Source organism: Hymenobacter sp. J193, from assembly GCF_024700075.1.
Lineage (GTDB): Bacteria > Bacteroidota > Bacteroidia > Cytophagales > Hymenobacteraceae > Hymenobacter.
On sequence record NZ_JAJONE010000006.1, the window covers coordinates 31,450 to 54,606 of the forward strand.

Here is a 23,157-nt window from a genome sequence, read left to right on the forward strand (position 1 = left end):
TTTGCCTTCGAGGTCACCGAGCAGGTGCTCGCCCGCCGGGAGCGCGAAATCCAGCGGCAGCTGCTCACGGACGTCTTTGCGCAGGCCCCCGCCGGCATTTGGGTGGTGCGCGGCCCGGACTACGTGTTTGAGGTCATCAACCCGACCATGACGCACGTTATTAAGCGCACCGCGGAGCAGTGCCTGGGGCGGCCCTACTTCGAGGTGCTGCCGGAGTTGACCAGCCAGGGCGTGCCCGAACTGCTGCGGCGGGTGTGGGAACAAGGCGAGTCCATGTTCGTCGAAGAGTTTGCCGCGCAGCTGGACCCCCAGGCGCCGGACGAGGTGGGCTACTTCACCTTTGCCTTCCAGCCCCTGCGCGACGAGCACGGGCAGGTGACGCGCATCTCCTGTGTGGCCCTGGACGTCACCACCCAGGTCCGGGCCCGCCAGCAGGTCGACGTCCTCAACCAAGCGTTGCAGTCCACCAACGCGGAGTTGAGTGACAGCAACCAGCAGCTCACCCGCACCAACGTCGACCTCGACAACTTCATTTACACGGCCTCCCACGACCTCAAGGCCCCCATCTCCAACATCGAGGGGCTACTTTACCTGCTGCAGGAGGAGCTGCCCCCGGCCGTGGCCCAGGACCCGGAAGTCGGCCCCACGCTCACGCGCATGTCCGAGTCGGTGGAGCGCTTCAAGCGCACCATCGACCACCTCACCGAAGTCTCCAAGCTGCAAAAGGAGCACGCCCCCGCCACCACCCTGGTCGACCTGGCCGCCGTCGTCGAGGACGTGCGCCTGGACCTGGCGACGCTGCTGGAGGGTGCCGGGGCCAAGCTGTTCATTGACGTGAACGCGCTGCCGCCCGTGCAGTTTTCCGAAAAAACCTGCGCAGCATCGTCTACAACCTGCTCAGCAACGCCGTCAAGTACCATTCGCCCGACCGCCCGCCGCGCGTCGACGTGCGGGGCCACGTGCGCCCGGGCCACACCGTGCTCGAAGTGCACGACAACGGCCTCGGCATCGCGGAGAGCCAGTTACCCCGGCTGTTCACCATGTTCCAGCGCTTCCACGACCACGTCGACGGCACGGGCATCGGCCTCTACATGGTCAAGCGCATGGTCGAGAACGCGGGCGGCCGCATCGAGGTGCACTCGCAGCTCGGCGCCGGCACCACCTTTTTCGTCTACCTGCCCCACACCACTGCCGAGGCCGGCGCGCCCCCGTTCCCTGCTTACGTCCCTTCCTAAAGTTCATGGCTGCCATCTCCTGCACCCTGCTCGTCGACGACGACGACACCACCAACTTTCTCAACCAAACCCTGCTTCGGCGCATGGCCATCAGCGACGCCGTCCTGGTGGCCCAAAACGGCCAGGAAGCCCTGGACCTGCTGCAAGCCCACTGCGAGCTGCCCACTTCGCCCACCTGTCCGGCCCTGATTCTGCTCGACATGAAAATGCCGCGCATGAACGGCTTCGAGTTCCTGCAGGCCTACGCCCAACGGCCCGAACGGGAAAACCCCTCGGTGGTCATCATCATGCTCACTACCTCCCTCAACCCCAACGACGTCGAGCAGATGCAGGGCCTGCCCATCGCCGGCTACCTCACCAAGCCCCTCACCCGCGACAAAGTCAACCAGGTGCTCCAGGAGCACTTCGGCCAAGCAAGCCCCGCCAGCTAATGAGCAGCCCCCAGCCAAACAAGTAAGAGACCATCTCTAAGCATGCAGCGGTTTCCCAATTCAGGATGAATAGCGCGCTCAATGATGCGCTGCACTTCGTGATAGAAGGACTCCAGTAGTGGCCTTCATCCAGGACGCTCGTTTAACCTTTGTACCAAACTTTTAACCAAGGCCAATTTTGGAGGAGACGGTACGAAAAATACCCTTTGAAACGGGCGGCATCCTAATGGGCTATTGGGGCTCGGCGACTGAGGCCGTTATCACGGCCGTCATTGGGCCGGGGCCCAAGGCCGTGCATAAGAAGCGGTCTTTCCGCCCGGATAGCGCCTACCACGAGCAGGAAATTGCACGACTGTATGCCCAGTCCGGACGCACCGAAACGTACCTGGGCGATTGGCACACGCATCCGGGGGCAGCTGCGTACATGAGCTTTCGGGATGAGGAAACCTTGAGCGCCATAGCCAATCACAAGGAAGCTCGTTTACAGACGCCCCTGATGATGATTTTGGGCACCCGTCCTTTGGAATTGCGTGCCTGGGCACATTCTTACAAGAAGTCTCTCTTCTCTTTTAAATCGGCTTTCACCAGATGTACCGTTTTAAAGTATTAATCAGTTAAGCTGGCTAACAGAGAAAGCAACAGATTTTAGTTGAGGGAGCGTATCCCACCACAGTTCTTTTTACCTTTCAGAACAAGTTATGATAATACTTAATTATCATAACTTGTTTTTTTAGCTTAACTTAAAGGCAAATATTACTGGTAAAAGCTTCCATCACTATGCGACTCTCACCCGCAATTTATAACACCATGTCTGACTACGAAGATGGCTACGAGGTTGGCCGCAACGCGCCCAACATTCGACAGTCCTATCAAAACGGTAAGGCTATTGGCAACGGACTAGCCGTGGTGCTGGGCCTGGGCTTTCGCTTGGTAGTCGAAACGCTGGTGCTGGCTCCATTCCTAGTGCTGGGCCTGGTGCTGACAACCAACCTGGATTTTCTCGGGCCGGGTTTCGGGTATGCCCGGCTGCTGAGCATCGGGGCGCTGGCCTACGGCTTCTACGCGCTGCTCTATTTACTTAAAGGAGTGGCTATCGGCCTGCGCCTGCGCGGCACCCGGCACTGGCTGCTGCCGTTCACGCTTTGCCTACTGGTGGCCTGCTTCATCCCGTCGCTGCTGCTGCACCTGTTCATCGTGCACACCGTCAAGGCCGCTCACCCGGTTTTGGTATGGGTGGTGCCGGGGCTGTTCGCCCTCTACACGTATTCCCGTTACCGCTTCACGGAAGACATTGCCCCCAACCTCGTGCTCTGGGCTTACCGGCGTGGCTACCACTGGACTGTTAAGTAATATGAGTCAACTGGACTTTGTTGAGCGCGTGACAACTCAGGCGCTGGCCTACCTGCAGCAAGCCCGCGCTTATAAGCCTACGCCGGAAGAATATATCAGGTGGGTGGATAGTCACCCCTCGGCCATTCGGGTGCTGCTGTTACGGCGGGGCATGGCTGCGTGCTGGGCGGGCGGCTCCCCTCGTTTCAGGATTTTATTCTCACCCAACGGGGCCACTCAGTACATGACTATATGGCTCACCAGCTCAGCGAAACAGATTACCTGCGCTGGGTGAACTTCATGGACGATACCACCTTCTAAGTATGGCCTTCTCCATGCGTTGCTCAACGTTGCCCTTCACCCCGAACCATGAGTAAATCCCCACGCAACGTGCCGGCCGTAACGACAGGGTCAGCAGTCGCTGCCAACCTGGCGCGGGCTTCATCCAAAGTAGCCGGCTTCCTGGAAACGGGCCTGCAGGGTGCCGCCAACACGGAGCGAGCCTACAAGTCTGACCTAAATACTTACGCCGAGTTTTGCGCGCTGCACGGCTTTACGGCAGTGCCGGCCGACGTCACCACCCTGACGGAATACGTTGCCCACCTGGCTTCTGAAAAGCCGACTCCAGATGCTGGGGGCGGTAGGGAGAAAAAGAAGGGACAACAACCCCTCACCGGGCCGCACGCGCTGGCCACTATCCGGCGGCACTTGGCCGCCATCCGCAAGGCGCATCAGCTCAGCGGCCACCCGATGCCGGCGACGGTGGATGCGCTCAACATCGTCATGGAAGGCATTGCCCGCACCCTGGGCAAGCGGCAGGACCAGGCGCTGGCCTTCACCGTCGAGGAGTTGAAACAAGCCATTCGTAGCATCGACCTGGAAACGACGGCGGGCCTGCGGGACCGGGCACTGCTGCTAGTCGGCTTCGCGGGGGCTTTCCGACGCTCCGAGTTGGTGGACCTCAACATCGAGCAGCTGGAATTTACGGAGCGGGCCTTGCTGGTGCATCTGGCCAAAAGCAAGACCAATCAGTATGGCGCGGTGGAAGACAAAGCCATTTTCTACGCCCCTAATGCGGATTTCTGCCCCGTGCGCTGCCTCCGGGCCTGGCTTAATCTGCTGGGCCGGACCACGGGTCCACTGTTCGTGAAGATTCCGCGGGCGACTCCGGGGCAGATGGCTGCTCCTTCGACAAGCGGCTCTCGGACATTTCCATCAACAAGTTGGTGCAAAAGCGCCTCGGGCCGGCTTACTCAGCCCACTCACTGCGCGTGTCCTTTGTGACGGTAGCCGTGCTAAATGGGCAATCCCATAAGGCCATTAAGAACCAGACCAAGCAGAAAACGGATGCCATGATTGAGCGCTACACGCAGCTCAACAACGTGGTTTCTTATAATGCTGCTCAAGCGTTGGGGTTGTGATATTGACGAGTAGAGCTTGATATGGCGCCCCTCGTTTACTACAAACAAACGCCTATAGACAGCGGAATTGTATAGTGTTACTTGTAAGTGCCACTTTTTACAGATTCCCCTATTTACTGCCACTTTAAAAATCATCACATATAAAAGAAATTGTGCTATTATACGCCTTTGACTCTATCGACTTAGCTTGCATCTATTTCCTCGGCTATTCATGAAGAAGACGACATTCAAAGTCCACCCCAAGCTGGCGGCTCTGCTGGGCGAGAACTATCGTTCTTCTGAATTTGCGCTACGCGAGCTAGTTGACAACGCTTGGGATGCAGAAGCCAAGAACGTCTGGATTGTATTGCCCTCAATCTTAACTGAGGATGCCACTATTGAGTTTCGGGACGATGGGACAGGCATGACCCCGGAAGAGGTGCGCAACGAGTATCTTATCATTGCCAATAACCGACGGGACCGCAAAGGAAATACTACCCAAAACGGTCGCATGGTGAAAGGCAGGAAAGGCATAGGCAAGTTTGCGGGCTTATTTGTCGGCAGCCTGATGTTAGTGGAAACACGGGCGCGAGGAAAACGAACGACCGTCCACATTGAAAAGAAAGTGCTGGCGGCCGCCAAGCATGACATTGAGGACGTCGACTTGCCAGTTATTGAGGAGGAATGCAATCAGGAGGAACATGGCACTACCATCCGCATTCGGGATATCAACCAAAACTTGGTATTCCCCAACCCTGACCGTTTGCGGCTGGTACTCATTATGGAATACGGCCGGCAAGACCAATTCACTATTTATGTGAATGGCGATAAGCTGGATGTATCCGACGTGAAAGGCAAGGTTTTTACTTTCACCGATGTGTTAGAGGGCTTGGGCAGTGTGACACTACGTTTTGTCATTTCTGAAACTAATCAATCGCTACGCCAACCAGGACTTGCGGTGCGAGTAGGCGGAAAAACGGTCGGCAAACCCAGCTTTTTCGGCCTCGAAGATAATGGGGGCGAGATACCCGCCAAGCTACTCAAGCGGGTATATGGCGAAGTAGAAGCCGATGAGTTATTAGACTACGTAACAGCAGATTGGGGTGCGCTGATTGAAAACAGCAAGCCCGTGCAGATTCTGGAAGAGTACGTACGCCCCAAGTTGGAAGCGGCCCTGCGCGGGGTGTTTAAAAACGAAATCAGCCTGGCAAAAGCCCGGCTGCAAAAGCAGGTGGACCAGGAGTTACGGCGGCTACCCGCTTATAAGCGTGACTACGCCCGCAAAGCGCTTGACCGAGTGCTAACCACTTTTTATGCTCTGCCCGAACAGAAGCTGCAAACGCTCATTCGGGTGCTACTTGACACCATTGAAAAAGACGAGTACTGGGAAATCATCAAACGCCTAGATGAGGCTCAGTACGCCGACGTGGCCACATTTGCCGAAGCCTTGAACAAGTTTGGTCTGGTCGAGTTAGCTATGATTTCGCGCCAAGCATCCTTCCGGCTTCAGTTCCTGACTAAACTGCAAGAGTTAGTCAACAACCCCGAAACCCAAGAAAAAGACCTACACTTAGCGTTTGAGAAAAACCTTTGGCTGCTCGGTGCGGAGTATTCCTTAATGACATCCAACAGGACATTGGTATCAACCGTTGAAAAGATAACCGGTAAGCGCGAGTACAGTGGTGAAAATGCCCGTAACAGGCCGGATTTGCTGCTCAATCAAGACCGGTCGCGTCAGTACCTACTCATTGAGTTTAAGCGGCCTTCGCATACCGTTACCCGCGCCGATGTAGCTCAGGCCGAAGACTACCGGCAGGCATTATCGGCTTACCTACCGGGGGCGGCAATGCATATCATGCTTATTGGCGGTAAATCGAACGTAGCAGCTCAATACGGACTGGGGGAAAAAGTCGAAATTTTAACATTCAACGATGTTATCAGCTCGGCCTTCACGATGCTGAACTGGCTTTTGGAGGAGTTAAATCACCCAGTAAGGCATTCCTAACAGCCCCTGGCAGTCACATAAATTCAACGTTTATTCCATTGCGGAAGCGTGCTCAGTAGTCTCTAAAATGAAAATCTATGCCCACAATTAAACGCACAGTTTACTTCTACGATTTAGAGTTTCTCGACCGTAATGGTGATGCTATCAGCAATTGGCGGGAAATATTTCGATATGCCCGAGGTCTTGTTGGTCGCTCTCGTTGCCAGCAGCGTGTTGACCGATTAGCGTGCTTTCGCTTCCTGCAATTCAATCCGCAGAATGTAATTTCTGGTCATTTGGTTTTCATTCGTGAGAATGCACTTGCTCGAATCACTGACCTGGATAATGATACAGACAGAGATTTGCTGATGGCAGCGAATGAAGGCTTAATAGAAACAACCCACTTCGCCATTGCTTTTGGCCGGGGTAACCATCCACCCCGATTAGCAATTGAGTATAACCATTTCGGTCCTAGGGTAGGCGATTTGGTTAAGATACTCAGGCATCATGCCCCAAATGCCGGTGTGGGTGATTTGGCTAAGATTGTAGCCTCTTTGGTAGTGCGAGATGGAAACCATGAAGCCATTCTCAACCAAATTGGGCGAGTCTCGTCGTTGAAAATGCGGGTGTATAGAGAGAATCTGAACCGAATCAATCAGTATGCTCCTACAGGTGTGGTTTCGGGTCTGAATGCTTCCAATGGTTTTGACCAAGCGGAATACATTGAAGTCAAATACAAATTCAATTACAGCCAGCAAACAACTTTGCAGCAGGCCAGAGGTGCGGTTCTGGATTTAGTCCATGCTTTTCAAGATGCCCCGGAGCGCATGACAGACTTTGATTTGTTGGAAGCCACAGCCGAAGACAGTGGCACGGGTGGAAGTATAAAGCCCTTCGATTTACTTTCTGCTGAGTTACGGCTCGATATACAAGCTGCCACTGTACCTGGATATAGCCGCGTCATTGATAGCACTGACGTGACAGCTCGCTTAGTGGACGCTGCTATTCAATATGCGACCAATGAGTAACTACGGCAAACCAACTCCGTTGCTCACGGTTTGGGCCGACCGCTATTTCCGTTTTTCCCATGCGCCACGACTTAGTGATAGGCATAGTCGTGGCCATTGGGGGTTGGTTCATTCAAGACTACTTGCGCAAGCGTTCAGGGCTTGTTCTGACCAAAGATTCTCTGGCTTCGTTTGCCGACCAACTTTGCTCAGCAAGCATTTCTATGGCCGGTTTTGTCTTTACGGCTTTAGCACTACTCATCTCTGTTGGAGAAAACTATCGCGCTAAATTTCAGGAGTCACTTGCCCAAAAAAGTGCATCAACTGCCGAAAGCTCTAAAAACTACCATCCTGCAGATGGGTTCGAGGCTTTCTTTGTAACAGACCTGTACATCACAGTTGTGGGTGCCTTTTTGTGGGCCAGCATCGAGCTTTTCACGGCATTTTCCATGCTGGCTATTATTAAGTTCTTGTGGTCAGTGCTGCCTGATTGGCTTAGTAAAGCCTCTCTTATTTTAAGCTTCTTTCTGCTTATGGGGCCAATAATTCGTGCCGTTTATATGGTGAGTCGAGTTCTTACCATGCGTAAACCCATAAGCACAATGCAACGCTAGGAATAGAGGTACCCAACAATCTGTAGTTGTTTTGTGGGAGCTGGGTTAACTTGTCGCGTTTCTTAATAAACAGGTAGGACCTTGGTTAAAAGCGTGGACTACGCTTTCAACCAAGGTCCTATTTGTTTGACAAAACGAAAGAACGAATCCCACGCATCCCGCGCAGCAAGTACAATCAAATACAGTTCAATGCTTTGGAGCGGTTACCGAAAAGCCAACGAGACGAAAAGCGTCTCGTTGTTCTTTCCTGCCTTCTTAAATAAGCGGCAACCCCAACTCTTGCAGAAACTGATTGTGCCGGTTGGCGGCATCCGCTGCCTTCTCTTCAATAGCTACCAGCGTATCATGCACAGCCTGCAGGTCAATCGTCTCGGCTGACGTGGCGGTGCTCACGTAGCGCGAGATATTCAGATTGTAGCCGTTTTGCTCAATCTCCGCCATGGGCACTGGGCGGGAATAACGGTCTTCTTTGGTACGGTCCCGGTAGGTGGCTACTATTTTGTCGATGTCGCCCTGGCGCAGAAAGTTCTGGCGCTTGCCTTTCTCGTACTGCTCGCTGGCATTGATAAATAGGACATCGTTGGGCTTCTTGCACTTTTTCAGCACCAGGATGCAGACCGGGATGCCAGTGGAGAAGAACAGGTTGGCTGGCAGGCCGATGACCGTATCGATGTGACCGTCCTTGAGCAGCTTGGTACGGATGCGCTCCTCGGCCCCACCCCGGAACAGCACGCCGTGGGGCAGGATGATGGCCATCGTCCCTTCCTGACTTAGGAAGTGGAAGCCGTGCAGTAAAAAGGCAAAGTCGGCAGCCGACTTGGGCGCGAGGCCGTAGCCCTTGAAGCGGAAATCCTCGCCCAGGGACTCGGCGGGCTCCCAGCGGTAGCTGAACGGCGGATTGGCCACGATGGCATCGAACTCCATCTTTTGGCGGGGTTCATCTCGTTCAGTACGTCCCAGTCGTTTTTGAGGGAGTCGCCGTGGTGAATTTCAAACTCGGTATCCTTCACGCCGTGGAGCAGCATGTTCATGCGCGCCAGGTTGTAGGTGGTAATGTTGAGTTCCTGACCGTAAATCTTGCCTATGCCGTGCGGGCCCATATGTTTCCGAACATTCAGCAGCAACGAGCCCGACCCACAAGTGATGTCCAGAACTCTTTCCAGCTTGGCGCGCTTGCCAGCGGCGGGGTTCTGGCCGTCGAGTACTACGATGTCGGACAGGATGGTTGAAATAGGCTGGGGCGTGTAGAACTCGCCGGCCTTCTTACCCGAACCTGATGCAAACTGGCCGATGAGGTACTCGTAGGCGTCGCCCAGCGTGTCGGCGTCAGTCGAGAAGCCGCCGATGCCTTCGGCGATTTTCTGGATGATGTTGCAGAGCTTGGCGTTGCGCTCGGCGTAGGTGCGGCCCAGCTTTTCGGAGTTGAGGTTGATTTCCGAAAACAGGCCCTGGAAAGTGCTGTCGAAGGATTGGGTTTCGATGAACTTGAAGCCCTTTTCGAGGGTGTCGAGCAGGTCGGTGCTGTGGGTACGGGCTAGCTCGGCAATGTGGCTCCACAGGTGTTGCGGCTCTATCACGTAGTGCACGCGGCGGCGCATGAGCTGCTCAAACGCGGGCACGTCGGCGCGGTTCTCACCGTACCAGATTTCGAGCGGGGTGAAGGCGCCCAACGTTTTCAGGACATCCGCCGGGGTGTCCGGGTAATCGGTGCCCAGCTCCTTTTTCGCGGCGGTTTCGTAGTTATCGGAGAGGTAGCGCAGGAACAGGAACGACAGCATGTAGTCGCGGAAGTCGTCGGCGTTCATCGCGCCCCCGCAACTGGTCGGCAATGTTCCAGAGGGTTTTGCCCAGCTGTTGTTGTTGGTTTTGGGTACTCATGGTTAGGCAGTAACGGGGCTTACTTCCGGAAACAGGGCCGGATTGAAGCGGTAATTGGTCATGAAATCAGTGAGGATGCGCCGGAAATATTCTTTGTTTTCCGGCAGCATTTCCCGGGGCTCAAACAGCGAATAATTGCCGTGGCTGAGAATGTTGATGATGCGGGCGTGGACGTTGCCGTCCACGTCGTCGGGGGCTTGCCGGATGCAGGCCGAAAAATTGCCGAACCCGTGGAAGCTAGCCGTTTTTTCTAGCACGCCGCGCAAGATGTTGAACTGGTAGGTGTACAGCTTGCCGTCGGGTGCGGTGGCGGCCTGGTACAGGTCGCGGATAAGCGAAACGTGGTGGAAGAATGGCGTATCGGTGGTGTCCTGCACCGCGTAGGTGCCATCGGCGGTGTTCTTGCTCAGGAAATACTTCACGGCGTTGCCCAGCTCGTTGTGCATCACATTGAAGAAAAGCGAGTGGTGCGAGGATATAACCGTTTTGATGGTATTGCCCGGCCGTTTGAGCAGTTGGGCCAGGTGGCTGGCCACGGCAATGGCATTGTTGTCGTCGAGCGAAGAAATCGGGTCGTCGATGTAGAGGTACTTCACCCAGCTGTAGGCGCTGCCCTCTTCCGCATCCACGGCCAGCTGGGCCACGGCTAGAAAAAAGCACCAGACGAAGATGTTTTCTTCGCCCCGGCTCACTTTGATGAAGTCGGCGCGCTCCGTGGCGTCCGCTACCCGAATGTCGCGGTGAAACTGGACGAAGCCCGCCTCGTAGTCGATGGTGAAGTCGAAATCGGCGTAGCGCTGCAGGAGCGGGCGGATGCGGTTGTCCATCTCCAGCTCCCGCAGCCCGTTAAAAAAGCGCGACTCTGTGTTTAGGAGCAGGCGGCGCTCGGTGTCGTTCTCCAAATCGTTGTGCCAGGAAAACAGGTCTTCCGTAAACGCATTGAAGTAGAGGGTATCGGCCGCGTCGGCGGTTTTGCCCGCGTCTTTGAACGCCACCGATAGGCGCGTTTTGCCCGTGCCGTTGTAGGCGTAGAGCAGGATGTACTTCTTATTTGCCAGCGTGGCCCGGAAATGCGTGGCCAGCTCGGCTAAGGTGGGAAATGTCATACGGCGGCCTCAAGTAGCGCTGGAAACAGCCTCTGCATCAACCCTTTCTTATGAAGTTTGAGGGCTTCTATCTTTTGGCTTTGCGCCGTGATACTGTCATCGAGAGCGGAAAGGCACTCGGCAATTTTCTTTTGTTCCTCTAGTTCGGGAACATAAAATATGTATTTAAGTAGCTGGTTTCCATTTATGGAATTAATTGTTGCTCCTAAATCTTCAGAAACCTGCTTGTTGTATGAATCACTCTGAAGAAGTTGGAAAACGAAAGCTGGATTAGGTGACCTAAAAACAGTCATGAATGCGCCATGAGTACATAGCGGCATTCCGTCAGGAATAAGGGCATTTTTACCAATCAACGCTTTGGAGCCGTTTCGAACGCAAATCAGAATATCGTTTGGTTTTGACAGGTTTGCTCCCTTAACCGTTGGTGTAACATACACACAATCGTCAAGAGCAATTTTGCCGTTTTGAACGTTACTTGACCTCAACACAAGCAAACCATTTTCCCTAACATCTTTGGGACTATATGTTAGGCCAGAAACAAGGTTACCAAGTTGCCCGAACTTCTTCTCTTCCCACTCCCCCGCATCCTGAAACTCTGAAAACCTTAGCTTGGGCACCGTTTCTCCTTCGGCGGGAAAGAGTGCCTGCATTAGCCCCCTCTTGTGTGCTTGGAGCGCTGCCAGCTTAGCATTTTGCGCGGTGATGAGGTCGTCGAGGGAAGAAAAAGTAGCGGCTATCTTCTGTTGTTCTTTTACACTTGGTAGCCAGATAGCAGAACTGAGAAAGCCTTCCTTTGAAATTCGTTTCAGAGTCGTGCTAGTGCCAGTCCTTTCTAATGCAAGCGTTTTATAACTGGCGAGCATCCAGTTAAGAAAGAAGCCTGCGCTTTCTTGATTTTTAAAAGTCAGTGCAGGAATATCAGCCGAAGAAACAAATCCATTCAGTTTCTCTGGCACCAATCCGAAGGCACCATTCAACAAATCAATTTTAGAAAAAATAAATTGGCCCGTCTCGCGCTTGAAATAATTTGTGCCGCCAGTTAGCGCTGCGGCCCTATCATTTTTCACAACGCCTAGGCCATGCAGTCGAACAGTGATAATTCTTTCATTGTCGAACAAACCACCTTTTTCTGCTTTATTCCCTGAGTCAAATAGGTCTTTTATTTGCTTCTCTTCCCACTCTCCTGCCTCCCGGAACTCCGGAAAGCGCAGTTTCGGCACCGCCGTATTTGTTGTCTCGTTACTCATAGGTTGTCGTTATCGGCCGGCAGTTAGCGGGTTAGAATTTCGTGCAGGCGGGCTTGCAACAGCTTTTTATCGGGCAGCTGCAAGGTGTATTGGGCAATGAGGGCGGGCGAAAGGTTGCGTGAAAGAGCGTACTCCACCACTTCCTCGTCCTGGTCGCGGCACAGCAGCACCCCGATGCTGGGGTTCTCGTGGGGCTTTCTCACGTCGCGGTCAAGGGCTTCGAGGTAAAAGCCCAGCTGGCCCAGGTGTTCGGGCATAAACCGGCCAATCTTCAGCTCAAAAGCCACCAGTGCCGCTAGGCCCCGGTGGAAGAACAGCAGGTCGATGTAAAAATCCTGGTTGCCTACCTGCAGCCGGTATTCCTCGCCCACAAAGATAAAGTCGCTGCCCAGCTCTAGGATAAAAGCTTTCATGTGCCGGAGCAGCGCTTTTTGCAGGTCGGCCTCGCTGTGCGCTTCGGGCAAGCCCAGAAACTCCAGCACGTAGCTGTCTTTAAACGCCTGGCCAGCAGTGGGGTGTAATTCTCTCAACACCGTTGAGAGTTTTGCCTCCCCTAGCCGGCTGCGCTCAAACAAGCTCGCCGAAATCTGGCGGTCAAGCTCCCGGAAGCCGTATTTTTTCTCCCGGGCCAGGTGCAGGTAGAACGCTCGCTCGTCCGGGGTCTTGCACCGCGAAAAAATGGCCAGATTGTGCGACCAAGGCAGCTCCCGCACCAGCCGAACGAGGGCAGTGTCGGCCGCGTAGGTTTCGTAGAACTGCTTCATGCGCCACAGGTTTTTGTCGCTGAAGCCCTTTAGCTCCGGCGCGTGCCGGGCAATGTGGCGGGCCAGCTCAGCCACCACACCCTTGCCCCACGCCTCGCGCTGCACCTTCTGGCTGATAACCTGGCCTACCGACCAGTATAAGTCAATCAGCGCGGTATTCGCCTGCGCGAAGACGGCCTGCCGCGTCTGCCGGATGCGGCCCAGTAGCTCCTCAAACGCCGGCTGGTTATCGGTCGTCAGCTTACTCATATACTGCCAGCCCGGAAATTTCGCGGCCCTGAGCCAGTTTCTTCAACAGGGGAATGAGTTCGGTCATCAGCTCGCCTTCCTTGGCGGCGCGGGTTTTCCAGCCCAGGCCCAGCGGGGCCAGCAGGTCGCCCAGCGCCTCGCCATCGAAAATCATGCGCCGCAGAATGCCGTCCACGAAAGCCGTGAGGGCCTCCGGTGCCAGCCCGTGGCGGGCGGCAATAGTGGCCTGCTCAGCGGCGGTTTTCTGCTGCTTGAAGGCCTGGAAGCCCTCGCGGATTTCGGCCTCGCTGAAACCGCGGTTGGTGGGCAGGCCGGCAAAGTAGTCGGTCAGGTCGTCGGCCTCGTCCATGAGGTTGGCGCTGGAGCCCAGCAGGGCAATAATCTGCTCGCGGGTGAGCTTCTGCTTCTGCGGAGCCTGCCCGGTGCTGGCCGCCATCAGGCCCATGATGTAATCGTAGTCAATCACAGCCGAAGCGAAGAGCACGAACTCAAAGTCGAGCTGGTCCACCGCCGGATTGTCGGTGCCGCCTTTGCCCTGCTGGTCGCGCAGGCGCTTGGCCGTTTCCAGATATTGGCTGCGAAAGGCGCGCAGGTCGTCGGTGGGCAGCAGGGTTTCGAGCTGCTGCTGCTCGGGCGCGCCCAGGTCGGTGTACTGGTCGAGCTGGGTGCGCAACCGCTGCACTTCCTTGAACTTCTCCACGAACTGGCCCCGGGCGGCGTCGCCCTTCAGGTTGGCTACGTCCTGGGGGGCAGCGGTGAGGCCCTGGGCCTGCATAAAGGTTTCCAACTGCTGCACGGCGGCCTCGTAGCGTTTCAGCACCACGGGCGCGGGGTCCACCAGCCAGATTTCCTTAGCGCGGCTCTTATCCACGCCGGAAAACAGAGCAATGGCCGCGTCAACGGCCGGCTGCTGCTGCCGGAAGTCGAGCACGTTTCCGTAGGGCTTGGTATCGTTGAGCACGCGGTTGGTGCGCGAAAACGCCTGAATCAGGCCGTGGTGCCGCAGATTCTTATCCACGTACAGCGTGTTGAGGTACTTCGAGTCGAAGCCGGTGAGCAGCATATCCACCACAATGGTGAGGTCGATGCGTTTCGGGCGCGGGTAGTCGGCCACCGGCCACTTCTGGTCTTTGATGCGCTGCTGCACATCCTGGTAGTACCTATCGAACTCGCCGATGGTGTGGCTGGTGCTGTACTGGGCGTTATAGTCGGCAATAATGGTTTTGAGGGCCGCCTTCTTGCCTTCGGGGTCTTCCTGGTTGTCTTGCTTTTCCTGTTGCAGGTCTTCCTGCAGCTGCCGCACGTCGGGGTTGCCCTCGGCGGGGGGCGAAAACACGCAGGCCACGTTCAGGGGCAGGAAATCGGGGTCGGCTTCCAGCCGGCGCTGCTGCGCTTCCCGGAAGAGGCGGTAGTAAGCAATGGCGTCGTTGATGCTCTGCGTAGCCAGCACCGCATTGAAGCGGCGGTGGTGGGTGGCGGCATCGTGCTTGTGCAAAATGGCTTCTACCACGGCCGCCTGCGCGGGGGCCGCTCCGGACCGGGCCGGCGTCTTGCCATCGGGCTTGAAGTAGTCGACGTGAAAGCGCAGCACGTTCTTGTCTTCAATGGCGTGGGTGATGGTGTAGGCGTGCAGGCGCTTCTGGAAAATGTCTTCCGTGGTCTTGAAAGACCCTTCCTGCCCGTCTACCTGAGTGTAGGTGGCGTTTTCCTCGAAAATGGGCGTGCCCGTGAAGCCAAAAAGCTGGGCCTTCGGGAAAAACTCCTTGATGGCCTGGTGGTTTTCGCCGAACTGCGAGCGGTGGCACTCATCGAAGATGAAGACCACGCGCTTATCGCGCAGCGGTTGCAACTGCCCCTTGTAGTCCTGGCGGTGGCTGGGGTCGAGGGCAATACCGAGCTTCTGGATAGTGGTCACGATGACCTTGTCGGCGTAGTCGGGAGAGAGCAGCCGGCGAACCAGGGCCCCGGTGTTGGTATTCTCCTCCACGCAGCCTTCCTGAAACCGGTTGAACTCCTCACGGGTCTGACGGTCCAGGTCTTTACGGTCCACCACAAAGAGGCATTTCTCGATGTCGGGGTTGTCCTTGAGCAGCGTCGAGGCCTTGAAGGACGTGAGCGTCTTGCCGCTGCCGGTGGTGTGCCAGATGTAGCCGTTGCCCCGGTTCTGGTGAATGCAGTCGACAATAGCCTTCACCGCGTAAATCTGGTAGGGGCGCATCACCAGTAGCCGCTGCTCGCTTTCCACCAGCACCATGTAGCGGCTGATGGTTTCGGCCAGCGTACACTTGGCCAGAAAAGTAGAGGCGAAGTCATGCAGGCCGCTGATGTTCCGATTGTCGATGTCCGCGTACTGGTACACGGGCAGGAACTGCTCGTCGGCCGAAAAGCTGAAGTGCTGGGCGCGGTTGTTGGCGAAATAGAAGGTAGTGGACCGGTTGGAGACGATGAACAGCTGAATGAAGCACAGCAGCGTATTGGTGTAGCCGTTGCCGGGGTCGGCCTTGTAGTCCACAATTTGCTGCATGGCGCGGCGCGGCGTCACTTCCAGCGTCTTCAGTTCCAGCTGCACCATCGGCAGGCCGTTGATGAGCAGGATGACATCGTAGCGGTGGTGGCTGCTGGCGGTGCTGATGCGTAGCTGGTTCACCACCTCAAAATCGTTCTTGCACCACTCCTTGATGTTGACGAGGGTATAATTCAGCGGCGTCCCGTCTTCCCGGATAAAGGTGTTCTTGCCCCGCAGCGTTTTGGAGGCCAGGAACACGTCGGGATTCACAATTTCATCCCGTAGGCGGCTGAACTCTGCATCAGAGAGCTGCACACAGTTCAGGGCCTCAAACTTTTGGCGAAAGTTGGCTTCCAACGCATCTTTGGTGCGGATATCGGGCCGGTGAATGTATTTCAGCCGGGTTAGCTCCCCGATAAAGCCGTATTCTATCTGCGCTTCGTTGACCATGGAGTATAGTTGCTGTTTGCCGGGGCTTGACACCGGCTTTTTATCCGTAAAACTACCTAGCTGAAATTGGACTCGGAAGTGCCCCTCAGAACTGATTTCCCGCTTCCGCAGCCTAATGGCGCAATATCGTCAGAATAGCCGATGCGGCTGGGCCCTTTCAGTAGCACGAAGCATTGAGGTTGTCTTTTCTTTCAAAAAGCCGAATCTTTGCCTTGCCAAAAAAGTATCCGCCACATCGGCTTTGCCGGTGCTGTTTGGTTGGTACCGTATAATTCCTCGGTCATATGCTTCAACTTGCTGTTTGACCGGAAGCCCACCCTGTTGAGGGTGGGCTTTTTTGCTTGGTGCTCTACTCCAAGATGTTCCGGCACTCAAGAAACAACTGCAAAATCCGCTTTATTCCCCCCTGCTATCTTTGCCATCATGTTAGCACTGCCCCGGACTATATGACGTTTAATGATGATTCCGCCGAACGATTTGAGGCTGATTTCCCCTCGTTCGACGCCTCGTTTGCCGTAACGTATGAGGACGCACTACGCCTGGTGCGGGGGTATCTGCGCACCTACGAGCCGGCGGCCCTGCACAAGCTACTGGACCGCTGCGCAGACCTGAATCTGGCCGTTGATGCACAGCAGTTGCACCGGGTGTACTATGGTCCACTGGTTAAGCAGGAGCCTAAATTAATTCGGAACCTGCTGGGCGTGTTCGGCTATCAAGCCATGTTGCTGGGCTTCGATGTCGGGCCGATACGGGGCAAGACGTGCTACATGCTCTTCCTGAAGACGAAGGGCCGTCTGGACCGCTTTCAGCAGGAGCTAGCTGCCTTCGACGCGGAAGTATAGGGGCATACCCATCTTCCAATCGGGCGGATTTGCACGCCAAGCATAGTTTTGGCCTACTTACGGGCCGCTAGAGTTGGAACAGAATTTCTCGTGAGGAGCGAGGCATTCTACTTCTCTGTATTTTTAAGCTTTCCCCCTTCCCATCGGCCCCGCGTATGGACCAGCTCCGCATGATAGAGTACCAGCCGCGCCACTGGCGCGTGGTGTATCCAGCGGTTGTGTTGCAGCATGAGGCGCTGTTTCAGCAGGGCAAAGCTTTGCACACGGCCGCGCCGCTGGAAGCGGAGCAAATCTACCGGCGTATCATGGCCGCCTGCGGGGAGCTGCACCTGGATGCGGTGTCGCACCTGGGAATGCTGCTCAACAACCGGACGCCCGGCCTGGGCCTCACATACCTGATGCAGGCATTTATGCAGGCCCGGCTGCTGTTTCCCAAATCCTTCGAGGAAGGCCGGGATGTGCTGCTCTACGAATCCACGGGCAACGGCTTTGTACTAACTGCCTACTATGCCATGGGCGTGGAGCTGCAGAAAGCGAAGCGCTGGACCGAGGCGCTGGCCCTGTTCGAGTTCCTGGTGCTGATTAACCCAAAGGACAATCACGGGGCCGGGCGGTGGATTGCGGGCCTTAAGGAGCGGATAGCGGCGGCGGGAGGAAACCCGGACCCGGAAGCTATTTCACTGGTAAGGCCCTAAATAACTATCAAAGAAGTGGTGTAAAAAGAGGCCCGGCTACTTGTAGCCGGGCCTCTTTTTAGTTTGATTGAGTACGCTGGTGAGGCGGTGTCCAGTCCGTCCACGTCCGGGTGGTCTGGCAGCAGGTACACTGCATTCTCAACTCCGTGGCAACGGGCGACACGTCCAGTACCTCATCGTGGGCATGGAGCGTTTCCTCACCGCAAGTACTGCACATCAGTAGCTCGGTGCCGGCTATCATATCCTCCATAAAGCTTAGCTCGTCGTCTTGCATGGTCGGGTGGTTAGGTAGGGTTAGCGTTCAATTCCGCCACTGTCGCGGCCGACGTTAGGGCCACCGCGGTCAATCGTTTTGGGTGGTTTTTCCAGCACGCTAACTGAGTTGCGCAGTTCGTCGGTGTACTTGTTGCTGCTCAGGCTCGGGATGCTGCCGGCGGCCAGCATGGCCTTATGGGCGTTTTCCTGGTTCATGCCCGCAATAGCCGGGCTGCGCTCCACAAACCTGGCTACCTCCCGCAGGCGGGCGGCATCGAGTCCCTTGCCGTTTTCTTCCAAGCCCCTGGCTACCTCGCGGGCAGCTTTGATAAAGAGCGGCTGGGCCTCCTCGTGGGTTTTGGGCACAATGGCAGCCGGGTTAGCCGTGCGCTCAGCGGCTGCCGGTACTGAGGCTTGCGGCTGCCGCTGAGGTGTCACCAGTTCCTTGCCCTCGGCCAGCTGCGCCACCTGCACCGACGAAGCCCGTAGCCGCCTGGCGTCTTCCAAGTCCAACGTCATATCCTTCATGCCGGGATGCTTCAGAATCTTGTCAGCGGCCAGCTGCATTTCAATGATGCCGGGACCTTTGATGGCGACGGGGTCATGGGTAACCGCTGAAACCCGCTGGGCCAGCTTTACGCCCTGGTCATAATTGCCGGGGCCGGGCATATTGGCAATGACGTTCGCCGCCCGGTAGCCGGTCACCTCCAACTCCCGCCGGGCATCCATTGCCTTCATGGCCGGCGACAATTCCGGGGGCGCGGCAGCCAAGCTGGGGGTGCGCAGCTTTTCGGCCGCAACTCCCGGGGCCGGCGTCGTTATCTGCTGCAACATTTCCCGCAGGGGCTTGAGGTTTTTATCGGCCTCGGCCGGGGGGTACAGCCGGACCATTGCCTCGTCGCGGCTGCGGTTCAGCACTTCGGGCGAGATTTTCCCAAAGTCCACCTGGTAGCCAGCTTCCTTGCCCAACTGGGTAACCATTGCCTGCAGGGTGCGGCCGTTGCCCTCGCGGAAAGCATGGGTGTGGTTGTACTGGTCCATGTAGTAGGCAGCCCGCTCGGTGAACTTGTCTTGGTCCAGGCCTTTCAAGCCGTTCTCCTTACCCAGCTGCTCCCCGATGGCCCCTAGCCGCTGCTCTATCTCCTTGTGCGGGGCATAGGTCATGGTTTCCTTGAAGCCGGTAACGTAGGTGGCCTTGTTACCCTGAAATCCCCGGTCAGCCCGCGTCTCGCCGGCCCACTGGTACACGTCCTCAAAAAGCTTTTTGTGTAGCTCTTTCAGCTGGGCATGGTCAAACTGCCCGCCCTGGATGCCGCCCGACTCATTGAGTTTGGCCAGCTTGGGCAAGGCGCTATCATTCTCCACCTGCCGTAGCACTTCGGCATCCTTGATACCGAATTTATTGAGTAGTACCCCGTTTTCGTCGCTGAACTTGTCGTTGGCTGCCATTCGCTGGGTGATTACGGGTTACTGCTCAGTTGCTGCCGGCGTGCCGTACTTGGCCTGCAGGCGGGCGCGATTCAGCTCGTCCACCTGGTCTAAGGTCAGTTCCCCATCGACGTAGCGCTGCATCAGGGCCATTACCTCCTCGCTGGGCGCGGGGCCGTTGCTCATCAGAATAGAAACCGAGTTGGAGGCGTGGCGCTCCCGCTCCTGGCGGGCGCTCAGCTGCTCGGGCGTTAAGCCGGCGGCGGCGGGGGCAAACGTAGGTACTTGCATAGAATTCTGGTAAGAGAGTGGATATCACTTAAACGAAAAACAGGGCTTGAACGTCGCTTTTTGGCCCTTTTTCAGGTTATTCAGCAGCAATTTTTACACCTCATGCCAAGGTGTTTACGTGCAGGGCCAACGTATCCCGCACCTCCTGGCGCACCCGCATGAAATTTTCCTGCACCGCGTCGGCCAAGGCCTTCTCCGGGTCGTCGTCTGGCCCACCAAAGCTCACCATCGGGTGCAGGGGAAACTGCTCCCCGTCCACTCGGGCCGGGTGATAGTACCCTGGAAAAAGGTGCTCTCGGTTTCCACCGTCTGCCCGATGAACTCCCCCTGCTGCAAGCCGATGGTGTCCTGCACCCGAACGAGGTTGCGCTCCTGGTAGCTGGTGCTTTGGTTGGAACTGCTGTTGCGGCTGCCGGTACCGCCCTGGCTCGTGCCGGTGCTGGTGCTTATCATTTCCTTGTCTTCGCGGCCTACCAGCTCCGAAATGAACTTGGCCGTTTCCAGCGAGTTCACCTTGCCGAAAAACTGGTTGTTCAGGTTCGACACCATTACCTGCATCTTCTCCTTTCCGTAGGCATCCGTCATCTGGCTCAGGTCCTGCGTCATGTACACCATCGCCACCTTGTTGCTACGGGCCGTGGCCGGTATCACCTCCAGGCCGGGCACGTAGATGGTCGCGGCCTCGTCGAGGAACACGTAGCTGCGGTGCTTGCGCTGCTGGTTCATCAGCTTCAGCGCTACCGTTATTACGCACGACACCACCGGCGAAAACGTCTCCTTCAGGGTGGGGTCGTTGCCGATGCACAGCAGCTTAGGGGCCTTCGGGTCATTCAGATTGAGCGAGAAGCCTTCCCCCTCGGCTTCGTTGGGCGTCAGCACCCACACGATTTGCGGGCTGTTAATCCGGGTTAGAATCACCTGCAGCGTGCCCACGACGGCGGCTATCTGCTTTTCCGCTTTTTGCTTCACGGCAGTAATGATGGACCTAGCCAGGTCGCCACTCTCTAGGTCTGTATCGAGCATACTCAAAACGTGCTTGAAGTCGTCGTGCATCGCCGTAGCTACGACGTGGGGAATGGTGCACAGCGCCGGGTAGTGCTTGCGGTAAAACCAGATGATGCTGGTCAGATACGCCACGGCGCTGGTATCGAAGAACTCCATCTTGCGGATGCTGGATGGATTCAGGTTATTGATGATGGCCCGGCTGTACTCCTCGGCAAAGGCTACCACGGGCATATCATCGGGCCGCAGCGGGTTCACCCGCTCACTGCGCGTCAGGTCCCGGAAGTTGATGATGTGCAGCTGTACCGGCGGCTCGTCCTGCTCCTGCTCGGCAGTGGTCAGCTTGGCCGTGGCCTTGCCCATCATGCTATCGGCATACTTCGCTGCCTGCTGCTTCTCTTCTCGCGCTGGCGCTCGGCCAAAACCAAGGCTTTCTGCGCGGTTTCCGCCAGCACCGGAAACTTAAAGTCGTAGATGAGGCCGGCGAAATTCTTGTAGGCAAACTGCTCTACCATCGGCTCCCCTATCGAGAAGGTCTTGCCCGCGCCGGCCCCGCCCAGTACCAGCGTGCCCCGGTAGGGGTTGGCAATGGTTATCCAACCACCATCTGCCGTGCGGAAATAGATGCCGTCCGGCGTTTCTATCTTCTTGCGCTCGGTGGTCAGCCCGAAGGCCGGGCGCTTGGTAGTGGCCCACAACAGCCCCACCAGCCCACAGCTGGCCAGTACGGCAGTAGCGGCACCCGGATACCCGAACGTGATAAAGCCGGGCGTGTAGTGGTGCATATTCAGCAGCACGTAGCCAGCAATCAGGAACACGGCCGCGCCTACTCCGGCCACCACACGGAATGCCTTTTGGTTGATGGGCTTGCGCTTCGGCTTGCCCGGCACCGTAGCCGGGGCCTTCTGCACGAACACCAGCACGAGGCCCGCCAGCAGCAGCAGTGCCCGCAGCCACACCCCGGCCGGGCCGTAGAACTTGGCCGCCTTCACCAGCAGCTTCGACTTGAACCCCTGGCCCGCCTTCGCTACAGCCTCGGCGCGGGCCACGCTTTTACTCAGCGCCTGGTCGGTGGCGTGAGTCGCGGATACGGCAGCCTGTGCTCCCCTCCCCTACTACCTGGCCAGCTTCGAGCTGCGCCTTGGCAATCCTGCGCTGCCGCTGGCGCTCATTGATGGCGGCAATCCGGGCGGCGAGTTTTTCCTTGGGAGTAAGGGCCTTTATCTCGGGCTGGGTGAGCTGCACGGCCCGGGCCTGGGCTATCTCGTCACGATGCAGCAGCGTGTAATACTCGCCGCCGATGATGGCCAGCAGTAGCAGGGCGAAAATCAGACCGACGTTCTGGGTGTTGGGCGCGGCCCTGGGTGGTTGGCTAGACATAACTGTGTAGAGGGTTGTTGGAAAGGATAAGGGTGGTGGCGCTACATTTCAATATCAAGCTCCCCGGCTGTGCGGCCTCGCTTCTCGCCTATGCTCTCGGTCTGCTCGTCGCGGCCCCGGCCGGAACGGACGGCCTGTTGCAAGGCGCGGAGGGCACTGGTAGCCGCTTGCTGCTGCTGAGGCTGCTCCCGGCCGGTGGTCAACAGGTGGTACGCGTTATCAATGGGCTCCCCCGCCTTCGCCCGGCGTTCGACGGTGGCCAGTGAACGGTAAAAGGTCTTATCGTACTCGCGGCCCTGGGCTATCTTCTGCACCCGCGCTGGGTCAAGCTGCTGCGCCTTCGGCACCTGCTTGTTCAGTACCCCTACCCGCTCTCCAATCTTGGCGGCACGGCTGGCATCGCGGCTAGCATCCCGCTGCTTGACCTTCACCTTTTCGTGCTCCTGTGCGGTGTAGGTAAACTGCTTCTCGAACTGCTTGCCCGCCTGGGTCTGCCAGTTCATTAAGTCGAACCGCTGCCGGCGGCCGGCGGGGTTGAGGCTTATCTTCTGGCTCCGGTCGCGGGCACTCACGATGACGTGAATATGCGTTTGCAGACCAGACTTCTTCTCGCCCGTCTGAGCTTGGCCGGCGGCCACCTCGGGGTCAGTGCCACGGTAGCTTCTGTCTTGGTGGATGGTGGCCCCCCAAACCAAATCCTCACTGCGCAGCTGCCGTCCTTCCTTTAGGTTAAAGTTGCCGGCGTACTGCTCCATCACTGCCCGCGTGTAGGCTTTCAGCTTCTGTTCGTCATTACCGATATGCTCCAACTCGTCGGCGCTGGGGCTAATCACCAACGAGTAAAACTTGGCATCATCCGCCCGCAATCCTTTCACGTTAGTGTCGATTTCCTGCATCAGTTCTGCCGCTTCAATCCCGTCGCGGTCAGCCCCGAAAAACGTTGCTGTCTGCCCATCTTTAGCCGCTTCCTGCTTCAGATAATTGAGCGTCTGCGCGCTGCTGCCGCTGTTATTGTAAGCGGCTTTACCGTGCGTCGCGGGGTTGATTAGCTTAACGTACATGCT

24 protein-coding genes and 2 pseudogenes are annotated in these 23,157 nt (G+C 56.8%); 12 read left to right on the forward strand and 14 right to left on the reverse strand.

What is annotated here, in order from left to right; translation table 11 throughout:
- Positions 1-123: 123 nt before the first annotated feature.
- From LRS06_RS25685 to LRS06_RS23835, 10 genes and pseudogenes are all read left to right on the forward strand, one after another.
- Positions 124-714 (forward strand): annotated as a pseudogene (locus tag LRS06_RS25685) (PAS domain-containing protein); the annotation flags it as partial.
- Positions 715-872: 158 nt separating this feature from the next.
- Positions 873-1,235 carry an ATP-binding protein gene (locus LRS06_RS23795; protein ID WP_257873885.1) on the forward strand — a complete coding sequence of 121 codons (363 nt, stop codon included), beginning with the start codon at positions 873-875 and terminating at the stop codon, positions 1,233-1,235.
- Positions 1,236-1,240: 5 nt separating this feature from the next.
- Positions 1,241-1,666: a response regulator gene (locus LRS06_RS23800; RefSeq protein WP_257873778.1), complete on the forward strand. Its 426-nt coding sequence runs from the start codon at positions 1,241-1,243 to the stop codon at positions 1,664-1,666.
- A gap of 178 nt (positions 1,667-1,844) precedes the next feature.
- Entirely contained in the window at positions 1,845-2,276 is a 432-nt protein-coding gene (locus LRS06_RS23805; protein ID WP_257873779.1) for a Mov34/MPN/PAD-1 family protein, read from the forward strand.
- A 197-nt stretch (positions 2,277-2,473) separates the two neighbouring features.
- Positions 2,474-3,016, forward strand: coding sequence for a hypothetical protein (locus LRS06_RS23810; RefSeq protein WP_257873780.1), 543 nt, complete (start codon positions 2,474-2,476; stop codon positions 3,014-3,016).
- A gap of 348 nt (positions 3,017-3,364) precedes the next feature.
- Positions 3,365-4,279, forward strand: coding sequence for a hypothetical protein (locus tag LRS06_RS23815; RefSeq protein WP_257873781.1), 915 nt, complete (start codon positions 3,365-3,367; stop codon positions 4,277-4,279).
- Complete coding sequence (locus LRS06_RS23820; protein WP_257873782.1) at positions 4,267-4,416, forward strand: hypothetical protein; 150 nt, start codon at positions 4,267-4,269, stop codon at positions 4,414-4,416. Before LRS06_RS23815 ends, LRS06_RS23820 begins: the two co-directional genes overlap by 13 nt.
- Before the next feature lie 211 nt (positions 4,417-4,627).
- Positions 4,628-6,400, forward strand: coding sequence for an ATP-binding protein (locus tag LRS06_RS23825; RefSeq protein ID WP_257873783.1), 1,773 nt, complete (start codon positions 4,628-4,630; stop codon positions 6,398-6,400).
- 77 nt (positions 6,401-6,477) lie between these two features.
- A complete protein-coding gene (locus LRS06_RS23830) occupies positions 6,478-7,407 on the forward strand; it encodes a hypothetical protein (RefSeq protein ID WP_257873784.1) in 930 nt (309 codons plus the stop codon).
- Between the two features lie 59 nt (positions 7,408-7,466).
- Complete coding sequence (locus tag LRS06_RS23835) at positions 7,467-8,000, forward strand: hypothetical protein (protein ID WP_257873785.1); 534 nt, start codon at positions 7,467-7,469, stop codon at positions 7,998-8,000.
- A gap of 255 nt (positions 8,001-8,255) precedes the next feature.
- On the opposite strand, the gene LRS06_RS23840 is transcribed toward LRS06_RS23835, so the two are convergent.
- From LRS06_RS23840 to LRS06_RS23865, 6 genes and pseudogenes are all read right to left on the reverse strand, one after another.
- Positions 8,256-8,924 (reverse strand): SAM-dependent methyltransferase, encoded by a 669-nt coding sequence (locus LRS06_RS23840; RefSeq protein ID WP_257873786.1) that lies wholly within the window; start codon positions 8,922-8,924, stop codon positions 8,256-8,258.
- An 86-nt stretch (positions 8,925-9,010) separates the two neighbouring features.
- A pseudogene (locus tag LRS06_RS23845) lies at positions 9,011-9,805 on the reverse strand (N-6 DNA methylase); the annotation flags it as partial.
- A 75-nt stretch (positions 9,806-9,880) separates the two neighbouring features.
- Positions 9,881-10,984 (reverse strand): AAA family ATPase, encoded by a 1,104-nt coding sequence (locus LRS06_RS23850; RefSeq protein ID WP_257873787.1) that lies wholly within the window; start codon positions 10,982-10,984, stop codon positions 9,881-9,883.
- The gene (locus LRS06_RS23855) at positions 10,981-12,231 is read right to left on the reverse strand and encodes a restriction endonuclease subunit S (protein ID WP_257873788.1); all 1,251 of its coding nucleotides are present in this window, start codon (positions 12,229-12,231) and stop codon (positions 10,981-10,983) included. Before LRS06_RS23855 ends, LRS06_RS23850 begins: the two co-directional genes overlap by 4 nt.
- A 23-nt stretch (positions 12,232-12,254) precedes the next feature.
- Positions 12,255-13,244 (reverse strand): YhcG family protein, encoded by a 990-nt coding sequence (locus LRS06_RS23860; protein WP_257873789.1) that lies wholly within the window; start codon positions 13,242-13,244, stop codon positions 12,255-12,257.
- Positions 13,237-16,200 carry a type I restriction endonuclease subunit R gene (locus tag LRS06_RS23865; protein ID WP_257873790.1) on the reverse strand — a complete coding sequence of 988 codons (2,964 nt, stop codon included), beginning with the start codon at positions 16,198-16,200 and terminating at the stop codon, positions 13,237-13,239. Before LRS06_RS23865 ends, LRS06_RS23860 begins: the two co-directional genes overlap by 8 nt.
- 446 nt (positions 16,201-16,646) lie before the next feature.
- Between LRS06_RS23865 and LRS06_RS23870 the strand changes: the two genes are divergently transcribed.
- Positions 16,647-17,042 (forward strand): hypothetical protein, encoded by a 396-nt coding sequence (locus tag LRS06_RS23870; RefSeq protein WP_257873791.1) that lies wholly within the window; start codon positions 16,647-16,649, stop codon positions 17,040-17,042.
- Positions 17,043-17,197: 155 nt separating this feature from the next.
- The gene (locus tag LRS06_RS23875; RefSeq protein WP_257873792.1) at positions 17,198-17,737 is read left to right on the forward strand and encodes a hypothetical protein; all 540 of its coding nucleotides are present in this window, start codon (positions 17,198-17,200) and stop codon (positions 17,735-17,737) included.
- Between the two features lie 58 nt (positions 17,738-17,795).
- Here LRS06_RS23875 and LRS06_RS23880 read toward each other — a convergent pair whose 3' ends face one another.
- The 8 genes from LRS06_RS23880 to LRS06_RS23915 all read right to left on the reverse strand — a co-directional run bounded on the left by LRS06_RS23880 (position 17,796) and on the right by LRS06_RS23915 (position 23,154).
- Entirely contained in the window at positions 17,796-18,011 is a 216-nt protein-coding gene (locus tag LRS06_RS23880) for a hypothetical protein (protein ID WP_257873793.1), read from the reverse strand.
- Positions 18,012-18,031: 20 nt separating this feature from the next.
- Positions 18,032-19,441: a Fic family protein gene (locus LRS06_RS23885; protein ID WP_257873794.1), complete on the reverse strand. Its 1,410-nt coding sequence runs from the start codon at positions 19,439-19,441 to the stop codon at positions 18,032-18,034.
- A gap of 18 nt (positions 19,442-19,459) precedes the next feature.
- Positions 19,460-19,711, reverse strand: coding sequence for a hypothetical protein (locus LRS06_RS23890; RefSeq protein WP_073112438.1), 252 nt, complete (start codon positions 19,709-19,711; stop codon positions 19,460-19,462).
- A 100-nt stretch (positions 19,712-19,811) separates the two neighbouring features.
- Positions 19,812-19,940, reverse strand: coding sequence for a hypothetical protein (locus tag LRS06_RS23895; protein ID WP_257873795.1), 129 nt, complete (start codon positions 19,938-19,940; stop codon positions 19,812-19,814).
- Positions 19,934-21,079, reverse strand: coding sequence for a type IV secretory system conjugative DNA transfer family protein (locus tag LRS06_RS23900; protein WP_257873796.1), 1,146 nt, complete (start codon positions 21,077-21,079; stop codon positions 19,934-19,936). Before LRS06_RS23900 ends, LRS06_RS23895 begins: the two co-directional genes overlap by 7 nt.
- Positions 21,076-21,762, reverse strand: a complete 687-nt coding sequence (locus tag LRS06_RS23905; RefSeq protein WP_257873797.1) for a type IV secretory system conjugative DNA transfer family protein — start codon at positions 21,760-21,762, stop codon at positions 21,076-21,078. Before LRS06_RS23905 ends, LRS06_RS23900 begins: the two co-directional genes overlap by 4 nt.
- Before the next feature lie 4 nt (positions 21,763-21,766).
- Entirely contained in the window at positions 21,767-22,093 is a 327-nt protein-coding gene (locus LRS06_RS23910) for a hypothetical protein (RefSeq protein WP_257873798.1), read from the reverse strand.
- A 41-nt stretch (positions 22,094-22,134) separates the two neighbouring features.
- The gene (locus LRS06_RS23915) at positions 22,135-23,154 is read right to left on the reverse strand and encodes a DUF5712 family protein (RefSeq protein WP_257873799.1); all 1,020 of its coding nucleotides are present in this window, start codon (positions 23,152-23,154) and stop codon (positions 22,135-22,137) included.
- Positions 23,155-23,157 lie beyond the last annotated feature (3 nt).

Excerpts from the sequence above, each read along its gene's own strand:
- LRS06_RS23865 (WP_257873790.1), bottom strand. The coding sequence starts at position 16,200 with ATGGTCAACGAAGCGCAGATAGAATACGGCTTTATCGGGGAGCTAACC.
- LRS06_RS23810 (WP_257873780.1), top strand. The coding sequence starts at position 2,474 with ATGTCTGACTACGAAGATGGCTACGAGGTTGGCCGCAACGCGCCCAAC.
- LRS06_RS23840 (WP_257873786.1), bottom strand. The coding sequence starts at position 8,924 with ATGGAGTTCGATGCCATCGTGGCCAATCCGCCGTTCAGCTACCGCTGG.
- LRS06_RS23900 (WP_257873796.1), bottom strand. The coding sequence starts at position 21,079 with ATGATGGGCAAGGCCACGGCCAAGCTGACCACTGCCGAGCAGGAGCAG.
- LRS06_RS23870 (WP_257873791.1), top strand. The coding sequence starts at position 16,647 with ATGACGTTTAATGATGATTCCGCCGAACGATTTGAGGCTGATTTCCCC.
- LRS06_RS23910 (WP_257873798.1), bottom strand. The coding sequence starts at position 22,093 with ATGTCTAGCCAACCACCCAGGGCCGCGCCCAACACCCAGAACGTCGGT.
- LRS06_RS23855 (WP_257873788.1), bottom strand. The coding sequence starts at position 12,231 with ATGAGTAACGAGACAACAAATACGGCGGTGCCGAAACTGCGCTTTCCG.
- LRS06_RS23915 (WP_257873799.1), bottom strand. The coding sequence starts at position 23,154 with ATGTACGTTAAGCTAATCAACCCCGCGACGCACGGTAAAGCCGCTTAC.
- LRS06_RS23895 (WP_257873795.1), bottom strand. The coding sequence starts at position 19,940 with ATGGTGAGCTTTGGTGGGCCAGACGACGACCCGGAGAAGGCCTTGGCC.
- LRS06_RS23815 (WP_257873781.1), top strand. The coding sequence starts at position 3,365 with ATGAGTAAATCCCCACGCAACGTGCCGGCCGTAACGACAGGGTCAGCA.
- LRS06_RS23830 (WP_257873784.1), top strand. The coding sequence starts at position 6,478 with ATGCCCACAATTAAACGCACAGTTTACTTCTACGATTTAGAGTTTCTC.
- LRS06_RS23825 (WP_257873783.1), top strand. The coding sequence starts at position 4,628 with ATGAAGAAGACGACATTCAAAGTCCACCCCAAGCTGGCGGCTCTGCTG.
- LRS06_RS23875 (WP_257873792.1), top strand. The coding sequence starts at position 17,198 with ATGGACCAGCTCCGCATGATAGAGTACCAGCCGCGCCACTGGCGCGTG.
- LRS06_RS23885 (WP_257873794.1), bottom strand. The coding sequence starts at position 19,441 with ATGGCAGCCAACGACAAGTTCAGCGACGAAAACGGGGTACTACTCAAT.
- LRS06_RS23890 (WP_073112438.1), bottom strand. The coding sequence starts at position 19,711 with ATGCAAGTACCTACGTTTGCCCCCGCCGCCGCCGGCTTAACGCCCGAG.
- LRS06_RS23835 (WP_257873785.1), top strand. The coding sequence starts at position 7,467 with ATGCGCCACGACTTAGTGATAGGCATAGTCGTGGCCATTGGGGGTTGG.
- LRS06_RS23860 (WP_257873789.1), bottom strand. The coding sequence starts at position 13,244 with ATGAGTAAGCTGACGACCGATAACCAGCCGGCGTTTGAGGAGCTACTG.
- LRS06_RS23850 (WP_257873787.1), bottom strand. The coding sequence starts at position 10,984 with ATGACATTTCCCACCTTAGCCGAGCTGGCCACGCATTTCCGGGCCACG.
- LRS06_RS23880 (WP_257873793.1), bottom strand. The coding sequence starts at position 18,011 with ATGCAAGACGACGAGCTAAGCTTTATGGAGGATATGATAGCCGGCACC.
- LRS06_RS23800 (WP_257873778.1), top strand. The coding sequence starts at position 1,241 with ATGGCTGCCATCTCCTGCACCCTGCTCGTCGACGACGACGACACCACC.